Here is an 18,865-nt window from a genome sequence, read left to right as displayed (position 1 = left end):
CAAGGGTGGGTGGCGCCGGGAACGGCCTAACGAGTCGTGGCGCCCGGATCTTGCGCAGCATCGCCGGCGGTCACGGCATCGGCCACTCCTGCAGCCTCGTTCACCCAGCCGCCGCCCATTGCCAGGTAGAGGTTGATCATCGCCTGGAACTGCGTCTGCTGCGTCTGCGTGTATTGCAGCTGAACGTTGAACAGGCTGCGCTCGGCGTCGAGCACTTCGATGTAGCTGGTGTAGCCGTTGTCGTAGCGCAGCCGGGCGGTCGCTGAATACTGCTGCAGCGCTTGCACCTGCTGCTTCTGAGCGCGCAGCTGTTGGCGTGTGCGGTCCTGGTTGATCAGCGCGTCGTTGACCTCCCGAAAAGCTTCCTGGATCGTTCGCTGGTAGGCGAACAGCGCTTGCTTCTGTGCCGCCTCGGCTTCCTGTACCTGACCGGCGATGGCGCCGGCCGTGAAAATAGGCATGGTGATCGGCGCCGAGTATTGCCAGACCTTCGATTGGCTGTTGAACAGCTGGCTCAGTCCGTTGCTGGCATAGCCGAGGAGACCGGTCAGCGAGATGGTGGGGAAGTAGGCGGCCTTGGCGGCGCCGATCAACGCGTTGGCGGCGATCAGGTTCTGCTCGGCCAACTGGATGTCGGGCCGGCGTTCGAGTAGATCGGAGGGCAGGCCGGCGGGGATCGTCGGCAGCGTGAGTTGATCGATGTCCTTGCCCCGGGCGATGGGCCCGGGATTGCGACCGAGCAAGACGCTGAGGCCGTTCTCTTGCTGGGCGATCGCCTTTTCGATCGGCGGGATGCTGGCCAGCGCTTCGTCGTACTGCGACTTGTTCTGGCTCAGTTCGAGCGTCGAAATGACGCCGCCCAGGTAGCGCTCCTGGAAAACGTCGTAGGACTCGCCGCGGCTTCGTGCCGTCGCCTGCGCAATTTCCAGCTGGCGATCGAGGTCGCGAAGGTTGATGTAGGCGGCGGCGACGCGGCCGACCAGCGACAGAACCACCGCCCGGCGGGCATCTTCACTGGCCAGCAACTGTGCCTTGGCGGCTTCGTTGAGGCGGCGGATTCTCCCCCAGATGTCGATTTCCCAGCTGGCGGCGATCACTGCCTGGTAACTGTTGTAGGTGGACGCGCTGCTCGCGCCGGGAAGTGTATTGCGCTGTCGACTGGCCTCGTAGCCGGCGCCCACCTGCGGGAAAAGCTCGGCGCGGACGATGCCGTAGCGTCCGGCGAACTCGTCGATGCGCGCGGTGGCGATCAGCAGATCGTGGTTGTTGCGCAAGGCGGTGTTCACCAGGTCGTCGAGTACCGGGTCATCGAACTGCTTCCACCAGGCGGTGTTGGCGAGGTCATTGGCGGCCGTGTCGCTGAGGCGCCAGGCGGGCGGTGTCTCGACCTGTGGGCGAAGGTAGTCGGGGCCGATCATGCAGCCGCTGGCGAGCAGCGCCAGCAGGGCCGCGAGCAGGGATTTACGCATGATTCTCGCCCTCCTTTCCTGCGCTGGGCGGCGGGAGCTTGGCCGCAGGAGCGTGGCCATGCCCGCCAGCATCGCCGTCAGGGTGTTGATAGGGGCCCGTATGGCCCTTGTGCGCGAGCTTCTCGACGACGTAGAAGCACACCGGGACGATGAAGATGGCAATGCAGGTCGCCGCCAGCATGCCGCCGATTACCGCTCCACCCATGACCTGCCGTGAAATCGCACCGGCACCGGTCGACAGGGCCAGCGGCACGAGGCCGAAGATGAAGGCGAAGGAGGTCATCAGGATTGGCCGAAGGCGGAGCTGCGCGCCCTTGAGCGTCGCGTCGGCCAGCGACAGCTCGCCTTTTTCGTACTCCATCTTGGCAAATTCGACGATCAGGATGGCGTTCTTGGCGGCCAGGCCGATGAGCATCACCAGGCCGATCTGTGCATAGATGTTGTTCTCCTGGCCGCGCAGCAGCAGTGCTGCGAACGCGCCGGCGACGGCGATCGGTGTACCGAGAAGGACCGAAAACGGCAGCGACCAGCTCTCGTATTGTGCTGCCAGGATCAGGAAGACGCAGAGCAGCGAGAAGCCGAAGATGACCATTGGCGAGACCCCTTGCTGTGCGCGCTTCTCCTGGTAGGACATGCCCATGTAGTCGTAGCCCATGTCGCTGGGCATGGTCTGGGCGAACACTTCCTCGAGTGCCTTCATGACCTGATCGGAGCTGTAGCCGGGGGCCGGCGAGGCGTTGATCTGGGCGCTCCGGTAGAGGTTGTAGCGCATCGTGAACTCCGGTCCGGCGATGTTGCGCACCGAGGTCAGCGCCGACAGCGGTACGGGTTGTCCGTCCTTGTTGCGCACATAGAACTGGCCGATGCCGTCGATATTGGTACGGTAATCGCCCTCGGCCTGCAGATAGACCTGCCACTGGCGCCCAAAGCGGTTGAAGTAATTGATGAAGCCGCTACCCAGGAAGCTTTGCAGCGTCTTGTACACATCGTCGATATTGACCCCTTGCTTGAGGACCTTGTCGCGGTCGACGTCGACGAAGAGCTGCGGCACGGTGGGCCGGAATGTGGTCGACACGCTCGCCAGTTCGGGACGCTTTCTGGCCGCTTCGACGAACTTGGTGGTGTTCTCGGCGAGGAAGGCGATGTCCTTTCCTGCGCGGTCCTGGAGGATGAACGTCGCGCCGCCCGAGGTTCCCACGCCGGGAATTGCCGGCGGCGGGAACGAGAAGCCGATGGCCCCGGGAAGGCCGCCGAGCTTCTTCGTCAGCGCCGCCTTGATCGCTTCGTATTGCAGTTCCGGCGTCTTGCGTTCGGCCCATTCCTCGAGGGTGATGAAGAAGAAGGCACTGTAGGTGTTCTGTACCTGGCTGAGCATGTTGTAGCCGATGACCGTCGTCGTGTACTTGACGCCCGGAACCGCCATGATCAGTTCTTCGGCCTGTTTGGCGATTTCCCGGGTGCGCTGCAGGGAAGCCGCGTCGGGGAGCTGGATGCCGGCGTAGACGTAGCCCTGATCTTCATCGGGAAGGAAGCCGACGGGGGTCATCTTGCCGAGGAACCCGGCCGCGACGGCGATGGCAAGGAGAAAGAAAAGGCTGACCGCGCTCTTGCGGATGGCCAGCCGGCAGGTTCCGACGTAGCCGCCGGTCAGCCGGTTGAAGCCGTTGTTGAACCAGTCGTAGAACTTCTGGACCGGGCCCGTTCCCCTGACCTTTGGTTTGAGAAGCAGCGCGCAGAGCGCCGGACTGAGCGTCAGTGCGTTGAACGCGGAAATGATCACCGACAGCGCAATGGTGACCGCAAACTGCTGATAGAGCTGGCCGGTGATACCGGGAATCATCGCTGTCGGTACGAACACCGCCGACAGGATGACGGCGATGGCGATCACCGGCCCGGTGACTTCGTCCATCGCCTTCATCGTCGCCTCCTTGGGCGACAAGCCTTTCTCGATATGGTGCTCGACGGCTTCGACGACGACGATCGCGTCGTCGACGACCAGACCGATGGCCAGGACCAGACCGAACAGCGACAGCGTGTTGATCGAGAATCCGAAGACCGGAAAGAGCATGAAGGTGCCGACCAGCGAGACCGGCACGGCGAGCAGCGGGATCAGCGTCGCGCGCCAGCCTTGCAGGAAGGCGAAGACGACGATGATCACCAGGACGATGGCCTCGAACAGCGTGTGCTGGATGGCGGTGATGCCTTCGGTGACCGAGAGCGTGGTATCGAGGGCGACGACGTAATCGAGGTCAGGAGGGAAACTCTTCTTGATGGTTTCCATCAGTGCCTTGGCGCCGTCTGCCGCTTCGAGAGCGTTTGCGCCGGGCATCTGGTAGAGTGCGATCAGCGTCGCCGCCTTGCCGTTGAGCCGGCCTTCCATGTTGTAGGTCTGGGCGCCGAGTTCGATGCGTGCGACATCGCGAACGCGGACGATCGAGCCGTCCGGGTTGGCGCGCAGCACGACGTTGCCGAACTGCTCTTCATTTTCCAGCCGCCCCTGTGCACGTACCGCGTAGGTGAATTCCTGCCCCGCCGGGGCCGGTTCGGCACCGACCGTTCCCGCCGGATTGACGGTGTTCTGCGCTTTGACCGCGTTGATGATTTCGGGAATGGTGATGTTCAGCTTGGCCAGCTGGTCGGGCTTGACCCACAGGCGCATGGCATACTGGCCGGCACCGAAGACGGTGACGCTGGCGATGCCCTTGACGCGCGTCATCTGGTCGTTGATGTTGATGAACGCGTAGTTGGAAAGGAAGACGCCGTCGTAGGTGTCGTTCGGCGAGTAGAGCGCGAACATCACCAGCGGCGAGGCGGTCGACTTCTGCACAGTGACGCCGAAGTTGCGCACGTCCGCCGGCAGTTGCGAGTCGGCTTGGTTTGACCGCATCTGGGTCAGAATCTGGTCGGTGTTGACGTCGGTGGCAATGTCGAAGTTGACGGTGAGCGACGCCTGGCCGTTGTTGGCGTTGATCGAGTACATGTAGTTCATGTTGTCCACGCCCGACATCTGCTGCTCGATCGGGGTTGACACCGCCTGTTCGACGGTCAGCGCGTCGGCGCCGGTGTAGGTGGCGTTGACCTTGATTTCCGGTGGCACGATATTCGGGAACTGCGCAACGGGAAGCCCGGCCATGGCGACCAGACCGATCAAGGTCATCAGGATCGAGAGGACCATGGCGACGATTGGCCGATTGATGAAGAACTTGGCCATGGCGGCTTACCTCTTGCTTTCGGGCGCAGGCGCCGCGGGTTTGTCCCCTGACGTGGCTGCCTTGCCGGCAGCCGGCGGCGCCGGCTCGAAGGGCTTCGGATTGACCATGCTCCCGTCCTTGACCTTCTGGGTGCCTTCGGCGATCACCTTTTCGCCAGGCTGCAGGCCACTGGCGATGATCCAGTCCGAACCGATTCGCTCGCCAACCGTCACCGGACGTATGGCGACCTTGTTGTCGGCGCCGACGACGGCCAGCAGGTATTTGCCCTGAATTTCGGTGACCGCTCGCTGCGGCACCAGCAGCGCTCCTTTCTGGACCGACATCGTCGCCCTGATGCGGCCGTACTGGCCGGGGCGGAGCAGTCGGTCAGGGTTCGGAAAGACGGCGGCACCTTTGAAGGTGCCGGTTGTCGGGTCGACCTGTCGGTCGAGGAGCGAGAACTCACCGTTGTGCGGGTAGGCAGAGCCGTCTACCAGGATCAGCTCGAGGGGTACCACCTGGCGCTTTCCGTCGTTGGCGATGACTGCTCGGGCAAGGGGAAGATACTCGCGCTCGCTGATATTGAAATACACCTTGATCGGATCGACGGTCGAGACCGTGGTCAGTTCCGTTGCCATGCTCGGGCTGAGCAGATCGCCGATCTGAGCCTTGGCGATGCCGGCAATGCCGTCGATGGGGGACGTGATGCGGGTGAAGCTGAGGTTCAGTTTGGCGGTCTGCAGCGACGCCTCGGCGGCCTCGAGCGAGGCCTTGGCCGACAACTCGGCGCCGGTGGTATCGTCCAGATCCTTCTGGCTGAGGGCGTTCTTGGCAGCCAGAGGCTTGACCCGCGCCAGATTCGCCTTCGCGGTCTGGTAGAGAGCCCTTTGTTGGGCACGCATCCCCTGCGCCTGATCGACCGCAGCTTCGAAAGTGCGCGGGTCGATCTGGAAAAGCAACTGCCCCTTCTTGACCCAGTCGCCTTCGGTGTAGTTTTGCTTGACGAGGTAGCCGGTGACCTGAGGACGGATGACGGCATTGACATCGCCGTCCAGCGAGCCGATCCACTCCCGGTAGATCGGTACGTCCTTCTGGATCACGGTAGTCACTTCAACGGTCGGTGGCCCTGGCGGCGCGGTCTCTCCTTTCTTGCCACAGCCGGCGCTGAGCAGCAGTGCCGCGCTGGCCAGGCCGGCAGCTGTGTAGCCGAGTGCACGACGACGTGCGGACGAAAAGAGCGATGGGGTAAAAAAGGTCATGACGGCTCCTGCGTGGGAACAGTTGGAGTGGTGTGCTGCTGCTCAGGAACTTCCCGAAGTCGACGAGAGTGATCGATAGGGCCAGACGCGTCTACTTCTCCTTCCTGTTGGGGGAAAGGGTAAGGGCGCGAGAAAGGCGTCAGTATAAGTGACAAATTATGCCGAATGCGGGCTTGCCAATGCGCTCCAGTAGTCTCTTGACCTCCGAAGCGGTGGGGGTGATGGGGAGGGGGGTGTTGCCCAGCCAGATGGGGGAGCGAGGAAGCTTTGGTCCAGGCGGCGGTTCCCGAGAGCGTTGGCCAGGCGAGTGCCTGCTTGTTTGGGTCTGGCTTGCTTCGTGCGAGGTTCGGGCCGGCCCTCCTCAAAGCAGGGTTGGTGTACCCTGGCCAAGAGAAGCGCCGGCCCTTAACGGTAAGCGCTGTCCGACGACGCGTTTACTTCTGGGTTTCGACCATCACCAGCGGCTCGTCGGCAACGACCACGGACGCGCGCTTGCGGCGTGGCGTGCTGGCCGGTGCCGTTTCGGTCACGTCTTCGGTTTGCCGCGACTGGACCTTGTCGGTGCTCGTTTCGATCATCACCAGCTCACTACGCTGGTCCGCTGCCGGTGCGGCGGGTGCCTGCGCCACTGACTCAACGACATCTGCCGCCGGGCTAGCGATTGCCGGGGCGGGCTCGGCGTCCGCTGGCACTTCAGCGACGGCAGCCGTTTCGATCACGATCGGCGCTTCGGTCGCGGCTGGCGTTTTGGCCGGCACGGGTGATTCGGCTGCGTTTGCCATTGCGACTTCGCTCGCCGCTTGCACCGCAGGCGCTCCGTCCTGGCCTGTGCCTGGGGCCTCGACCGGCGCAGGCGGGGCAACGATGGCAGCGACCTCGGCCGGACCGGAACTAGTCGGCGCAGGCGTTTCTACAAGCTCGGTAACCAGGGCCGGGGCAGCCGGCGGGGTGGCGATCTCGGTGGTCGTCAGCGGTGGAGTGGCGACGTCGGCAGGCGTCTGCGGTGTCGGCTCGGTGACGACCGGCACGCTTGTGGCCTGCCGCTCCTCGGTTGACGCGGGCGCGGTGCTTGCCGTCGGCGCGCCGTTTGCTGACCCTTCAGTACTCAGAAGGTCGAGCTGGTTCTCGGTTTTCTCGCCGCGTTCGCGTCGACCACCACGACGCCCACGACGACGAGGGGCGTTGGTGTTCTCGCCTGCTGCCTGTTCGGGTGCCGGGCCGTTGGTCTGTTGCGGGGGCGTTGGCGCAAGCGCGTTGCTGGCTTCTGCGGCTGGTGCGGTGGTCTGGTCCTTGCGCTCGCCGCGTGCTTCGTTGCGCCCGCGACGGGGCTCGCGCGGTTCTCTCGGTTCGCGCGTTCGCGGGGGTTCCGGGCGGGGCTGTGGCGCGTTCTGTTGCGTCGTCGCTTCGTTCTGCTCGCGAGTGCCGCGCGGGGCAGGCGCTTCACGCGTCTCGTCGCGGCGATTGTTGCGAGCGTTGCCGCGACGGGGGTCGCGCTGCGGGTCACGCGGCGAGCTGCCGGAACGAGCCGGTCTTGCCGGTGCAGGTGCCGGTTCGGCTGCCGCCGGTGCAGGCTTGTGCTGGAACCAGGAAATGATTCTGTTCAGGAAGCCGCTCGCCGGGCCGGCCGGCTTCTCGGCCACGGGCGTTGGTAGTTCAGCGCGCATCGGTGCTGGCTGCGCCGCCGTAATGCCCTTGATCGCCGCCTCAGGGCGGGTCGCCCGGGCGTCGGCGATGGCCGTCGCGCTACCGTCGTCAACCGTTGGCATTTCGACCATGCGGTACGAAGGCTGCTGCTGTTCGTCGTTGACCAGTTCGTCCTGGCGAACGCGGACGATGGTGTGCTGTGGCGTTTCGAGGTGCATGTTGGGAATCAGCAGGATACTGACCTTGTGCCGCTGCTCGACCGCCTGGACGTCGGTGCGCTTCTCGTTGAGCAGGAAGGTGGCGACGTCAACCGGTACCTGTGTGTGCACCGCCGCCGTGTTGTCCTTCATCGCCTCTTCTTCGAGGATGCGCAGAATGTGCAGGGCCGCTGATTCGGTACTGCGGATGTGCCCAGTCCCCGAGCAGCGCGGGCAGGCGATGTAGCTGGTTTCGGCGAGTGCCGGGCGCAGGCGCTGGCGCGACAGTTCGAGCAGGCCGAAGCGGCTGATCTTGCCCGTTTGAACGCGCGCACGGTCAAAGCGCAGCGCTTCGCGGACGCGGTTTTCGACGTCACGCTGATTGCGCTGACTTTCCATGTCGATGAAGTCAATAATGATCAGGCCACCGAGATCGCGCAGGCGCAGCTGGCGGGCCACTTCTTCTGCGGCTTCGAGGTTGGTCTTCAGCGCGGTTTCTTCGATGTCGGCGCCGCGCGTCGAGCGTCCGGAGTTGACGTCGATGGACACCAGCGCTTCGGTATGGTCGATGACGATGGCGCCACCTGACGGCAGGCTGACCTGGCGCGAGTAGGCGGATTCGATCTGATGCTCGATCTGGAAGCGCGAGAAGAGCGGCACGTCGTCGTGATAGCGCTTGATGCGGTTGACCGTCCCGGGCATCACGTGGGCCATGAACTGACCCGCCTGTTCGAATACGTCGTCGGTATCGATCAGGATTTCGCCGATATCCGGCTGGAAGTAGTCGCGAATGGCGCGGATCACCAGGCTGCCCTCCTGATAGATCAGGAAGGCTCCCTTCTGCTGTTGAGCGGCGCCTTCGATCGCTTTCCACAGCTGCAACAGGTAGTTGAGATCCCATTGCAGTTCTTCGGCGTTACGGCCGATTGCCGCCGTACGGGCAATCAGGCTCATGCCGGGCGGAACTTCCAGCTGATCCATTACCTCGCGCAGCTCGGCGCGCTCGTTACCCTCGACACGGCGCGAGACGCCGCCGCCGCGGGGGTTGTTCGGCATCAGGACCAGATAGCGGCCGGCGAGACTGACGAAGGTCGTCAGCGCCGCACCCTTGTTGCCGCGCTCGTCCTTGTCGACCTGGACGATCAGCTCCTGGCCTTCGCGAAGCGCTTCCTTGATTGTCGCGCGGCTTGCTTCGACACCCGGCTGGAAGAAGGCGCGGGATACTTCCTTGAACGACAGAAAGCCGTGCCGTTCGGAGCCGTAATCGACAAACGCCGCTTCCAGGCTGGGCTCGATGCGGGTAATGACTGCTTTATAAATGTTGCTCTTTTTCTGTTCCTTGGCGGCCGATTCAATGTCCAGATCAATGAGTTTCTGACCGTCGACAATGGCGACACGCAGTTCCTCGGCCTGTGTCGCGTTAAAAAGCATGCGTTTCATAATAAATTGGGCTCCCACGCGCTCTCACGGGGGAATTGCCTGCTCCAGGCAGCGACGGATTAGTTGTTTGGTGGGTTGCTTGAGGGGCTCTCCGATAGGGCAACTAATAGGGCTAGCTCGCCGACTTGCTTAGTCGTCTGGCCTTTGAAATTCAAGGACTCCGGAATCTGCCTGGGGCGGTTCGCAGGTGCTGGGCGCGCGCAGTTCAAGTAGTATCGCTACTTAGTGGTGAGCGTACTTAACCAGGTGAATCGCGTTGAGTGATCTTGCGCAGATTGGCGCAAGCGAGGCGGCTGCTGCCTGCCGGAAAGTGCGTCGCAATTGCTTTAGAATCGGCGCCGCTGGACGGTCTCACGGGTCAGCGCCTCTTTCAACTCTAGACGCAAAACGAGAGAAGTATATTCAAAATGGCCGAAGTTAGCAAAAGCTCCGTGATTCAGGAGCTGATCACCGAGAACGAACACGGACAGCGTTTGGACAACCTGCTGCTGAAGAAGTGCAAGGGGGTGCCCAAGAGCCACGTGTACAGGATCGTGCGCAGCGGCGAGGTACGCGTGAACGGGCGGCGGACGGCGGTCTCCTATCGCTTGCAAATCGGCGACGTGGTGCGCATTCCGCCGATGCGCACGGCCCAGGTCGAGCAGGAAGTGGTGGACGGGGCAGCGCTCAAGGCGCAGCTGCCGGTGGTCTATGAAGACGAGGGCTTGCTGATCGTAGACAAGCCGGCGGGTCTTGCCGTGCACGGGGGGAGTGGGGAGAGCTTCGGCGTAATCGAGGCGCTGCGCCGGCAGCGGCCACAGGCACGCTTCCTCGAGCTGGCACACCGTTTGGACCGCGAGACTTCCGGCTTGCTGCTGATCGGAAAGAAGCGTTCAGTGTTGCTGGTCCTGCACGAGATGTTCCGCGCCGGTGCCCGCGGGGGCAGCGAGCGTGGCGCCGACAAACGCTATCAGGTATTGGTCATCGGGCGCTGGATGGACCCCTTGCGCAACGTCCGCTTGCCCTTGCTCAAGTATCTGTTGCCGTCGGGCGAACGTCGGGTGCGTGTCGCCGAGGACGGCAAGGCAGCACATACCGTGTTTCGGCTCCTGGCGCGCTGGGAGCATTTCAGTCTTCTCGAGGCAGAACTGAAAACGGGGCGGACGCACCAGATTCGCGTTCATCTCGCGCACCTCGGCTTTCCCATCGCTGGTGACGAGAAATACGGCGATTTTGCGCGCAATCGAACGCTGGCCAGGGAGGGGCTCAGGCGCATGTTTCTGCACGCCGCGAAAATGACCATGGCGCATCCGCAGGACGGTCGCGAACTGATACTCGAAGCCGCCCTGCCGAGCGCACTGGCGCAGTTCATTGGCAGCGTTGCAAAAAAGGAGAGGCAGGACTATGGCGAGCAGATTTGAGCTGCTGGTCTTCGACTGGGACGGCACCCTGCTCGATTCGGCCGCGGCCATCGTCGCCGCCATCCAGGCGGCGTGCTCTGACCTGGGCCTGCCAACCCCGGCCGACGAACGGGCACGGCACGTAATCGGGCTCGGTCTACACGATGCGCTACGCTACGCGGTGCCGAATCTGCCCGAGGAGCGCTATCCCTTGATGGTTGAACGCTATCGCCACCACTATCTCCAGCATGATCACGAGTTGCAGTTGTTCGACGGTGCGGCAGCCTTGATTTGCGAACTTGCCACGGCCGGCTTCCTGCTTGCCGTGGCGACCGGGAAGAGCAGGCTGGGGCTCGATCGCGCCTTGCGAAGCAGTGGCTTGGGCGGCTATTTTCATGCCTCGCGCTGCGCCGACGAGTGTTTCTCCAAGCCGCATCCACAGATGCTCGACGAGTTGATGGCTGAGCTGTCCGTCGACCCGGAGCGAACGTTGATGATCGGCGATACGACACACGACCTGCTGATGGCAAGGAATGCCGGCGTAGCCAGCCTGGCCGCGGGCTACGGCGCGCACCCGGCGGCGGCGCTGGATGCGCTCGGACCGTTGGCTCGCTTGCAGGCGATAGAGGAGGTGGCGCAATGGCTGCGAATGAACGCCTGATCTGCCGGTCTGCCGATTTGATCGACGCTGGCCCTGGCGTTCGTTTCACCGTTTCGGTGCAGGGTGTCGAAGAACCGGCGTTTGCCGTGCGCTTTCGCGGTCGTGTTGCCGCCTACCTCAATCGCTGTGGCCACGTAGCCGTCGAACTGGACTGGCAGCCCGGCGAATTCTTCGATGATTCCAAGCTATACTTGATCTGCGCCACCCATGGCGCGCTGTACGCACCGCAAGACGGTCGCTGTCTGGGCGGCCGCTGTAACGGTAGGGGCCTGACACCGCTACCCATCGAAGAGCGCAATGGCGCCATCTACTACACCCCAAGCGAGCAAGAATCGTGACGAGTCCTGAAAACGAACCCCAATGGGAGCGGCAGTTGTTGGAGAAATTGGCCTTGGCGATGCTGCAGGAGCAGCGAGTGAAACGGCGCTGGGGAATTTTCTTCAAATTGGCTGGCTTGTCCTATCTGGTTGCCGTGCTGGTCCTGCTGGTTGACTGGGGTGATACCGAGACGCTTACCGATGGCCGGCGGCATACGGCGGTCGTGAATCTCAGTGGCACGATCGCCAGCGGCGGTGAAGCCAGCGCCGAGAGCATCACCGAAGCTTTGCGCTTTGCGTTTGGCGACAAAGGAACTGCCGGCGTCGTGCTGCGCGTCAACAGTCCGGGCGGCAGCCCGGTGCAGGCGGGAATTGTCCACGACGAAATTCGTCGCCTGCGCACCAAGCATCCGCAGATTTCGCTTTACGCAGTGGTCGAAGATCTTTGTGCTTCAGGTGGCTATTACGTGGCTGTGGCAGCGGACCAGATCTTCGTCGACAAGGCCAGCATCGTCGGGTCTATCGGCGTGCTCATGGACGGCTTCGGCTTCACCGGGACGATGGACAAGCTTGGGGTCGAGCGTCGCTTGCTGACGGCCGGGGTGAACAAGGGCTTCCTCGACCCGTTCTCGCCGCAGGATGCGGAGCAAAAGCGACACGCGCAGGTCTTGCTGGGGGAGATCCACAGTCAGTTCATCGAGGTCGTGCGCAAGGGGCGCGGTACGCGGCTGAAGGAAACGCCGGAGATGTTTACTGGCCTGATGTGGACCGGTACGCAGAGCGTTCAACTGGGGCTGGCAGACGGTTTCGGTACCGTCGGCTCGGTGGCCCGAGACGTGATCAAGGCCGAGCGAATCGTCGACTTCACGATCAAGGAAAATATCGCCGAGCGTTTCGCCAAGCGCCTGCGTGCCGACGCCACGCTGGGCGTGGGATCTATGCTTGGCGCGATCGGCATGCCGGACTTGCGTTGACACGCAGCGTCTAGGCCTGCAGCAGGAATACCGTCGGTCGGCGATTGATCTTCGGTAGCGACTGGCGCTGCCACGCGCCGACCCGGCGGGTGGTGATCTGCTCGCTTTCCAGCGTGAGGTCGGTGGCGATGCAGACGCGCGTCTCGCGGGCGCAGGTCTTGAGTACCGATTCAAGCAATTGCTGGTTGCGGTAAGGCGTTTCGATGAAGATCTGCGTCTGCTGCCCCCGTCGCGATTCCTTCTCCAGTTCGCGTAGGCGCTTTTCTCGTTCGCCAGGCGTGCTCGGTAGGTAGCCGTGAAAGACGAAGCTCTGGCCGCTCAGCCCGGAGCCCATCAAGGCGAGCAGGATCGATGACGGACCGACCATCGGCACGACCTGGATGCCTTCCCGTTGCGCCAGGGCGACCAGTGCGGCTCCCGGGTCGGCGACCGCCGGGCATCCCGCTTCAGAGATCAGACCGACGTCGTTGCCGTTGAGCAACGGTGCCAGAAGGGCGGTCAGCTCGCTGGCCGGCGTGTGCTCGTTGAGTTCCTGAATCGAGATCTGCTGCACTGGCAGGTCGGACGGCAGCAGTTTGAGGAAGGCGCGCCCCGATTTGGCGTTCTCGGCAACGAAGTGACGAAGTCCTTGTGCGCGGGCAAGTACGGATTGTGGCAGGACCGCAGCGACGGCGGTGGGGCCGAGCGGAACAGGGATCAGATAGAGCCGCCCCATGTTCATAGATCACCTTACATTTTACGTATAAAACGCTGATTATAATATAGATATGTTCTCTTCGCGCAATAGATCGCAAAGGGCTATCAGGGGCAGGCCGATCAGCGCGTTGGGGTCGTGGCCGTCGATCCTGGCGATCAAGGCGATTCCCAGCCCTTCCGACTTGGCGCTGCCCGCACAATTGTAGGGTTGCTCCTTGCGCAGGTAGTTTTCGATTTCCTCATCTGTCAGCTCGCGAAAGCTGACCACTGTGTTTACGCCGCGCAGCCGTGCTCGGCCGCTGTTGGCGTCCAGGAGGCAGAGGCCGGTAAAGAAGTTGACGCTGCGGCCGCGCATGGCTCGCAACTGCCGTACGGCGTTGGCGTGGCTTCCCGGTTTACCGAAGACCTGGCCGTCACGGTGCGCTACCTGGTCGCTGCCGATGATCAGGGCGTCGGGAAAAAGCGCGCAGACTGCTCGCGCCTTCGCTTCGGACAGGCGCAAAGCGCTGGCTTCAGGCGCCTCGCCTGGCAGTGGCGTTTCGTCGACGGCCGGGTCGGCGCTTTCGAATGACACTCCGAGGCGAGTCAGTAGTTCGCGTCTGAAGGGCGAGGTGGAGGCGAGAATGAGCTGTTTTCCGGGCATCTGAAGGCCGATCGCGGCATGAAATCCGGGGCGCCACCGAAGAAATCGCGAAATAGCCTGTTTTCCGGCGCCACCGCTTTGACTTCAAAAGCCGAAAATAATATCATGCCGCCCTTATGTCGCGACGCGTACTCATTGATAGCCTGGCCTTCGGGCTCGAGAAAGGTTCTTTGCAGGGCGAAGTGCCCGTGGCGAAGCTGGCACGTTTGACTGACTTGCTGGCGGACTCGACGGGTTGTCTGAGGTATCGGGTCGAAGGTGGTATGGGGTCTCGTGGCCGCTCGCTGCTGGTGCTTCAGGTAGACGGCGTGCTGTCGCTGTGCTGCCAGCGCTGTCTGGAGCCGTTGCGGTACCCGCTGGCGTTGCGTAGTTTGCTCGAATTTGTCGCGAGTGACGGCGACCTGTCGCAGGAGGAACTGGAGGATGACTCCAGGGACTTTCTTCCGGCCGAGAAGGAGCTTGATGTGCTCGCTCTGATCGAGGATGAAATTCTTCTTGGGCTTCCCTCGGTGCCTCGCCACGACGATTGTGTGCCGCCCGGTGGTGCGCGCGAGTTGACGAAAGAGTCGCCATTTTCAGTTTTGGCCGGCCTCAAGGGCCGCGCTTAGTGAGTTTGATTTTAGGAGTTTGTCATGGCTGTTCAGCAGAACAAGAAATCCCCGTCCAAGCGCGGCATGCATCGCGCGCACGACTCCCTGGGCAGCCCGCCGCTGGCCGTCGAGCCGACCACCGGCGAAGTGCATTTGCGCCACCACGTCAGCCCATCGGGCCACTATCGCGGCAAGAAAGTCGGCAAGGGCGCGGGCGAGTGATGCCATCGGATGGGGCAGGCAGGTTCCCGTGATGGGAAGCTGCCTGCCTTTTCTTTCGTCTGTCTTCTGATGACCATTACCGTCGCCATCGACTGCATGGGCGGGGATCACGGCCCTCAAGTCACTGTTCCTGCAGCGCTCGAGTTCGTTCGTGATCAGCCAGACGTGCGTGTGATCCTGGTCGGTCTTGCCGAGCGTATCTGCCCTCTGATCGGCGATGTGGCCATCGGTCGTGTGGTCATTCATCATGCCAGTGAGGTCGTCGCCATGGACGAGGCGCCATCGGTGGCGCTGCGCACCAAGAAGGATTCGTCGATGCGCGTGGCGGTCAGTCTGGTCAAGAGCGGCGAGGCCGATGCCTGCGTGTCGGCGGGCAACACCGGCGCCTTGATGGGCATTTCCCGTTTCGTGCTCAAGATGTTGCCCGGCATCGATCGGCCGGCGATCTGCGGCATTCTGCCGACCATGAATGGGCATACGCATGTGCTTGACCTTGGTGCGAACGTCGATTGCAGCCCTGAACACCTGCTGCAGTTCGGAATCATGGGCGCTTCGCTGGTTTCGGCGGTCGAGCATCGCGATCGACCAACGGTCGGCATCCTGAACATCGGCCAGGAAGAGATCAAGGGTAACGATGTCGTCAAGCGCGCAGCCGAACTACTCTGGGATTCCGGGCTGAATTTCGTTGGAAATATCGAAGGCGACGGTCTCTACAAGGGACAGGCTGACGTGGTTGTCTGCGATGGCTTTGTGGGCAATGTTGCATTGAAGTCCTCGGAAGGTCTGGCGCAGTTGCTGGCAACCTTCCTGCGCCAGGAGTTCCGCCGCAATCTGTTGACCAAGCTGGCGGCGGTGATCGCCTTGCCGGTGGTCAACCGCTTCAAGAACCGCGTCGACCATCGCAAGTACAACGGCGCCACCTTGCTCGGTTTGAAGGGCATTGTCGTCAAGAGTCACGGTTCGGCCGATGCTTTCAGCTTCGGGCAGGCGCTGCAGCGTGCCGCGGAAGAGGCGCGCAGTGGCGTTCTGCTACGGATCAGTGAGCGCGTCGCGCAACAACAACAACCGCTTCTGGAGATCGCATAGAATGTTCTCCCGCATTACCGGTATCGGCAGCTTTCTGCCGGGTCCGCCGGTCAGCAACGACGATCTCGCGGGTCGGGGTATCGATACCAGCGATGAGTGGATTGTCAGTCGAACCGGAATCAAGTCTCGTCATCTCGCCGCGAACGGCGAGAACGCCAGCGACCTTGCCCTTGAGGCGAGTCGACGGGCGCTTCTCGCCGCCGGCCTGGATGCCACCGATCTGGACTTGATCATTGTCGCGACTTCGACCCCGGACTTCATTTTCCCGAGCACGGCGTGCTTGCTGCAGGGCAAACTGGGCAATCGTGGCGCGACCGCGTTTGATGTCCAGGCGGTTTGCAGCGGTTTCGTGTATGGATTGACGGTGGCCGAGAAGTTCATTCGTTCGGGAAGTCATCGACGGGCTCTGGTGGTCGGCGCGGAAGTGTTTTCGCGCATTCTCGATTGGTCTGATCGGGGCACCTGCGTGCTCTTCGGTGATGGTGCCGGGGCGGTCGTGCTCGAAGCTTCGGACAAGCCGGGAATTCTGGCCACTGCCTTGCATGCCGACGGTGCCCATCACGGGATCCTGTCGGTTCCCGGTAGCGTCTGCGGTGGCAAGGTGACCGGCGATCCCTTCCTGCGCATGGATGGGCAGGCGGTCTTCAAATTTGCCGTGCGCGTGCTCGCGGAAGTCGCGGACGAGTGTTGCCAGGCCGCCGGCATCGCGCCGTCGGAGATCGACTGGCTGATTCCTCATCAGGCCAACGTTCGCATCCTCGAAGCGACCGCGAAACGCGTCAAGATGCCGATGGACAAGGTGGTGGTCACCGTCGATCGGCATGGCAATACCTCGGCGGCGTCCGTTCCACTGGCCCTCGATGAAGCGGTTCGAGACGGGCGCATCAAGGCGGGCCAGAAAATCATGCTCGAAGGCGTCGGTGGCGGCTTCACCTGGGGCGCCGTGCTGCTCGAACTCTAGAAGAGGAACCGTACAAGATGGGTTTTGCGTTTGTTTTTCCGGGCCAGGGCTCGCAATCGGTCGGGATGATGGCCGCCTATGGCGACTCGCCGGTGCTGCGGGCGACGTTCGACGAAGCATCGGCGGCGCTTTCGCAGGACCTCTGGCAATTGCTCGCCGATGGTCCGAGCGAAGCCTTGGCGCAGACGGTCAACACGCAGCCGGTGATGCTCACCGCCGGGATCGCCGTCTATCGTCTGTGGCTCGACCGTGGTGGCAAGTTGCCGACCGTCGTCGCCGGGCACAGCCTTGGCGAGTATTCGGCGCTGGTCGCTGCCGGAGTCATCGCCTTCAAGGATGCTGTACCGCTGGTTCGGCTGCGTGCAGCCGCGATGCAGGAAGCCGTGCCGGTGGGCGCCGGAGCGATGGCTGCGATTCTCGGTCTCGACGACGACAAGATTGCCGAGGCCTGCGTCGAGGCAGTCGCCGCGGCAGGCGGTGGTCAGGTCGTCGAACCGGTCAATTTCAATGGCCCGGGACAGACGGTCATCGCCGGCAGCAAGGCTGCGGTCGAGCTTGCCTGCGAAGGCTGCAAGGCGCGTGGCGCCAAGCGTGCGCTGTTGCTGCCGGTTTCGGCGCCGTTTCACTCGTCGCTGATGCGACCGGCAGCCGACAAGTTGTCAGCCCGGCTCGCCGAAGTGGAGTTCGCGACGCCACAGATTCCGCTGATCAACAACGTCGATGTGGCAATCGAGTCGGATCCTGTCCGCATCAAGGATGCTCTGGTTCGGCAGGCATACTCGCCCGTGCGCTGGGTTGAGACCATCCAGAAAATGGCCGGAATGGACGTGACGACGGTCGCCGAATGTGGGCCTGGCAAGGTTCTTGCGGGCTTGACCAAGCGCTGCGCAGCCACGCTGGCGGGCGTCGCTCTGGCTGATCTGACGGCTGTCGAAGCGGCCGTCGAAAACCTGGGATAGGCACGATGGCAATGCTCAACGGGGAAGTGGCGCTGGTGACCGGCGCCTCACGCGGCATCGGCGAGGCGATTGCGCTCGAACTGGGGCGGCTTGGCGCCACCGTTATCGGTACGGCAACCACTGGCGAAGGGGCTGCGAGAATTTCCGCGGCCCTCGCGGCTGCCGGCTGCAAGGGGGAGGGCGCTGTCCTTGAGGTCCGCGATGGCGAGCAGATCGAGGCGCTGATCAGGCAGGTCGAGAAGACCCACGGAGCGGTTTCGGTGCTGGTCAATAACGCGGGAATTACGCGCGACAACCTGTCGATGCGTCTCAAGGACGACGAGTGGGAAAGCGTGCTCGATACCAACCTGAAAGCGGTTTTCCGCCTTTGCCGGGCAGTGATGCGCGGAATGATGAAGGCCCGGCATGGCCGAATCATCAATGTCACCTCGGTCGTCGGTCATGCCGGCAATCCGGGGCAGGCCAATTACTGCGCGGCCAAGGCCGGCGTCGCTGGCTTGAGCCGCTCACTGGCGCGCGAGTTGGGTAGTCGCAACATTACCGTCAATTGCGTTGCGCCAGGTCTTATCGATACCGACATGACGCGCGCGCTGGACGACAAGCAGAAAGCGTCGCTGCTCAGTGGCGTTCCGCTCGGTCGACTTGGCTCGCCGCAGGAAGTTGCGGCGGCGGTCTGTTTCCTGGCGTCGGCAGGGGCTGCCTACGTTACCGGCACGACAATTCACGTCAACGGCGGCATGTTCACCGGCTGATATCGCTTGTGGACGAGACAGCGTCCTGTGGGACGGACTGATGATTGGTAAGTTTGGGCCATTTTGCTAGAATGGCGCATTTCTGTTTCACTTATGAACTCTGAGAAGGAGCACTTTTATGGAAAATATTGAGCAGCGTGTCAAGAAGATCGTCGCCGAACAACTCGGGGTCAATGAAGCGGACATCAAGAATGAATCGTCGTTCGTCGATGATCTTGGCGCTGATTCGCTCGATACAGTCGAACTGGTGATGGCTCTGGAAGAAGAGTTCGAGTGCGAGATTCCGGATGACGAAGCCGAGAAGATCACCACCGTTCAGCAGGCCATCGACTACGTGACTTCGCACAAGAAGTAAGTCTCCCGCTCGACGCTACCCACGATCCCTGCGGTCAGGCTCTGCAAAGGGCTCCCTCGGCAGGGAGCGA

General features: G+C 62.7%; 17 protein-coding genes. 11 read left to right on the top strand and 6 right to left on the bottom strand.

All coding sequences use genetic code 11. The features are described 5' to 3' along the window. Positions 1 to 26: 26 nt before the first annotated feature. The 4 genes from QZ613_RS07375 to QZ613_RS07360 all read right to left on the bottom strand — a co-directional run bounded on the left by QZ613_RS07375 (position 27) and on the right by QZ613_RS07360 (position 9,200). Complete coding sequence (locus QZ613_RS07375) at positions 27 to 1,469, bottom strand: efflux transporter outer membrane subunit (RefSeq protein WP_291866563.1); 1,443 nt, start codon at positions 1,467 to 1,469, stop codon at positions 27 to 29. After that, positions 1,462 to 4,680, bottom strand: a complete 3,219-nt coding sequence (locus QZ613_RS07370) for a multidrug efflux RND transporter permease subunit (protein ID WP_291866560.1) — start codon at positions 4,678 to 4,680, stop codon at positions 1,462 to 1,464. Before QZ613_RS07370 ends, QZ613_RS07375 begins: the two co-directional genes overlap by 8 nt. A 6-nt stretch (positions 4,681 to 4,686) precedes the next feature. Beyond that, positions 4,687 to 5,919, bottom strand: coding sequence for an efflux RND transporter periplasmic adaptor subunit (locus QZ613_RS07365; protein WP_291981899.1), 1,233 nt, complete (start codon positions 5,917 to 5,919; stop codon positions 4,687 to 4,689). 434 nt (positions 5,920 to 6,353) lie between these two features. Continuing rightward, positions 6,354 to 9,200 (bottom strand): Rne/Rng family ribonuclease, encoded by a 2,847-nt coding sequence (locus tag QZ613_RS07360; protein ID WP_291981897.1) that lies wholly within the window; start codon positions 9,198 to 9,200, stop codon positions 6,354 to 6,356. A 407-nt stretch (positions 9,201 to 9,607) separates the two neighbouring features. Here QZ613_RS07360 and QZ613_RS07355 point away from each other — a divergent pair, with 407 nt between their 5' ends. Genes QZ613_RS07355 through QZ613_RS07340 form a run of 4 tightly spaced genes read left to right on the top strand, consistent with a single transcriptional unit; the run spans position 9,608 to position 12,531 of the window. Further along, positions 9,608 to 10,600 (top strand): RluA family pseudouridine synthase, encoded by a 993-nt coding sequence (locus QZ613_RS07355; RefSeq protein ID WP_291866551.1) that lies wholly within the window; start codon positions 9,608 to 9,610, stop codon positions 10,598 to 10,600. Beyond that, positions 10,584 to 11,240: an HAD-IA family hydrolase gene (locus QZ613_RS07350; protein ID WP_291866548.1), complete on the top strand. Its 657-nt coding sequence runs from the start codon at positions 10,584 to 10,586 to the stop codon at positions 11,238 to 11,240. The genes QZ613_RS07355 and QZ613_RS07350 overlap by 17 nt, the downstream gene beginning before the upstream one ends. Continuing rightward, positions 11,219 to 11,578 carry a Rieske 2Fe-2S domain-containing protein gene (locus QZ613_RS07345; protein WP_291866545.1) on the top strand — a complete coding sequence of 120 codons (360 nt, stop codon included), beginning with the start codon at positions 11,219 to 11,221 and terminating at the stop codon, positions 11,576 to 11,578. The genes QZ613_RS07350 and QZ613_RS07345 overlap by 22 nt, the downstream gene beginning before the upstream one ends. Before the next feature lie 59 nt (positions 11,579 to 11,637). After that, the gene (locus QZ613_RS07340; protein ID WP_291866579.1) at positions 11,638 to 12,531 is read left to right on the top strand and encodes a S49 family peptidase; all 894 of its coding nucleotides are present in this window, start codon (positions 11,638 to 11,640) and stop codon (positions 12,529 to 12,531) included. Positions 12,532 to 12,541: 10 nt separating this feature from the next. Here the strand turns inward: QZ613_RS07340 and QZ613_RS07335 are convergent, their stop codons facing one another. Both QZ613_RS07335 and QZ613_RS07330 read right to left on the bottom strand, forming a co-directional pair. Beyond that, positions 12,542 to 13,252: an SAM-dependent methyltransferase gene (locus QZ613_RS07335; protein ID WP_291866542.1), complete on the bottom strand. Its 711-nt coding sequence runs from the start codon at positions 13,250 to 13,252 to the stop codon at positions 12,542 to 12,544. Positions 13,253 to 13,285: 33 nt separating this feature from the next. After that, positions 13,286 to 13,870 carry a Maf family nucleotide pyrophosphatase gene (locus tag QZ613_RS07330; protein ID WP_291866540.1) on the bottom strand — a complete coding sequence of 195 codons (585 nt, stop codon included), beginning with the start codon at positions 13,868 to 13,870 and terminating at the stop codon, positions 13,286 to 13,288. Positions 13,871 to 13,986: 116 nt separating this feature from the next. Here QZ613_RS07330 and QZ613_RS07325 point away from each other — a divergent pair, with 116 nt between their 5' ends. The 7 genes from QZ613_RS07325 to acpP all read left to right on the top strand — a co-directional run bounded on the left by QZ613_RS07325 (position 13,987) and on the right by acpP (position 18,795). Further along, positions 13,987 to 14,478: a YceD family protein gene (locus QZ613_RS07325; RefSeq protein ID WP_043568577.1), complete on the top strand. Its 492-nt coding sequence runs from the start codon at positions 13,987 to 13,989 to the stop codon at positions 14,476 to 14,478. 24 nt (positions 14,479 to 14,502) lie between these two features. Continuing rightward, positions 14,503 to 14,682 carry a 50S ribosomal protein L32 gene (gene rpmF, locus QZ613_RS07320; RefSeq protein WP_043568578.1) on the top strand — a complete coding sequence of 60 codons (180 nt, stop codon included), beginning with the start codon at positions 14,503 to 14,505 and terminating at the stop codon, positions 14,680 to 14,682. A 69-nt stretch (positions 14,683 to 14,751) separates the two neighbouring features. Further along, positions 14,752 to 15,768: a phosphate acyltransferase PlsX gene (plsX, locus tag QZ613_RS07315; RefSeq protein ID WP_043568886.1), complete on the top strand. Its 1,017-nt coding sequence runs from the start codon at positions 14,752 to 14,754 to the stop codon at positions 15,766 to 15,768. A gap of 1 nt (position 15,769) precedes the next feature. After that, positions 15,770 to 16,729 carry a beta-ketoacyl-ACP synthase III gene (locus QZ613_RS07310; RefSeq protein ID WP_043568579.1) on the top strand — a complete coding sequence of 320 codons (960 nt, stop codon included), beginning with the start codon at positions 15,770 to 15,772 and terminating at the stop codon, positions 16,727 to 16,729. A 17-nt stretch (positions 16,730 to 16,746) separates the two neighbouring features. Then, positions 16,747 to 17,688: an ACP S-malonyltransferase gene (gene fabD / locus QZ613_RS07305; protein ID WP_043568580.1), complete on the top strand. Its 942-nt coding sequence runs from the start codon at positions 16,747 to 16,749 to the stop codon at positions 17,686 to 17,688. Positions 17,689 to 17,693: 5 nt separating this feature from the next. Continuing rightward, positions 17,694 to 18,440, top strand: a complete 747-nt coding sequence (gene fabG / locus QZ613_RS07300) for a 3-oxoacyl-ACP reductase FabG (RefSeq protein ID WP_043568582.1) — start codon at positions 17,694 to 17,696, stop codon at positions 18,438 to 18,440. Between the two features lie 118 nt (positions 18,441 to 18,558). After that, positions 18,559 to 18,795, top strand: a complete 237-nt coding sequence (gene acpP / locus QZ613_RS07295; RefSeq protein ID WP_042331107.1) for an acyl carrier protein — start codon at positions 18,559 to 18,561, stop codon at positions 18,793 to 18,795. Positions 18,796 to 18,865: the final 70 nt, after the last annotated feature.

It is taken from the genome of Candidatus Accumulibacter sp. ACC005 (genome assembly GCF_907163215.1).
Classification (GTDB): domain Bacteria; phylum Pseudomonadota; class Gammaproteobacteria; order Burkholderiales; family Rhodocyclaceae; genus Accumulibacter; species Accumulibacter regalis.
This window is presented reverse-complemented; position numbering and strand designations above follow the sequence as displayed.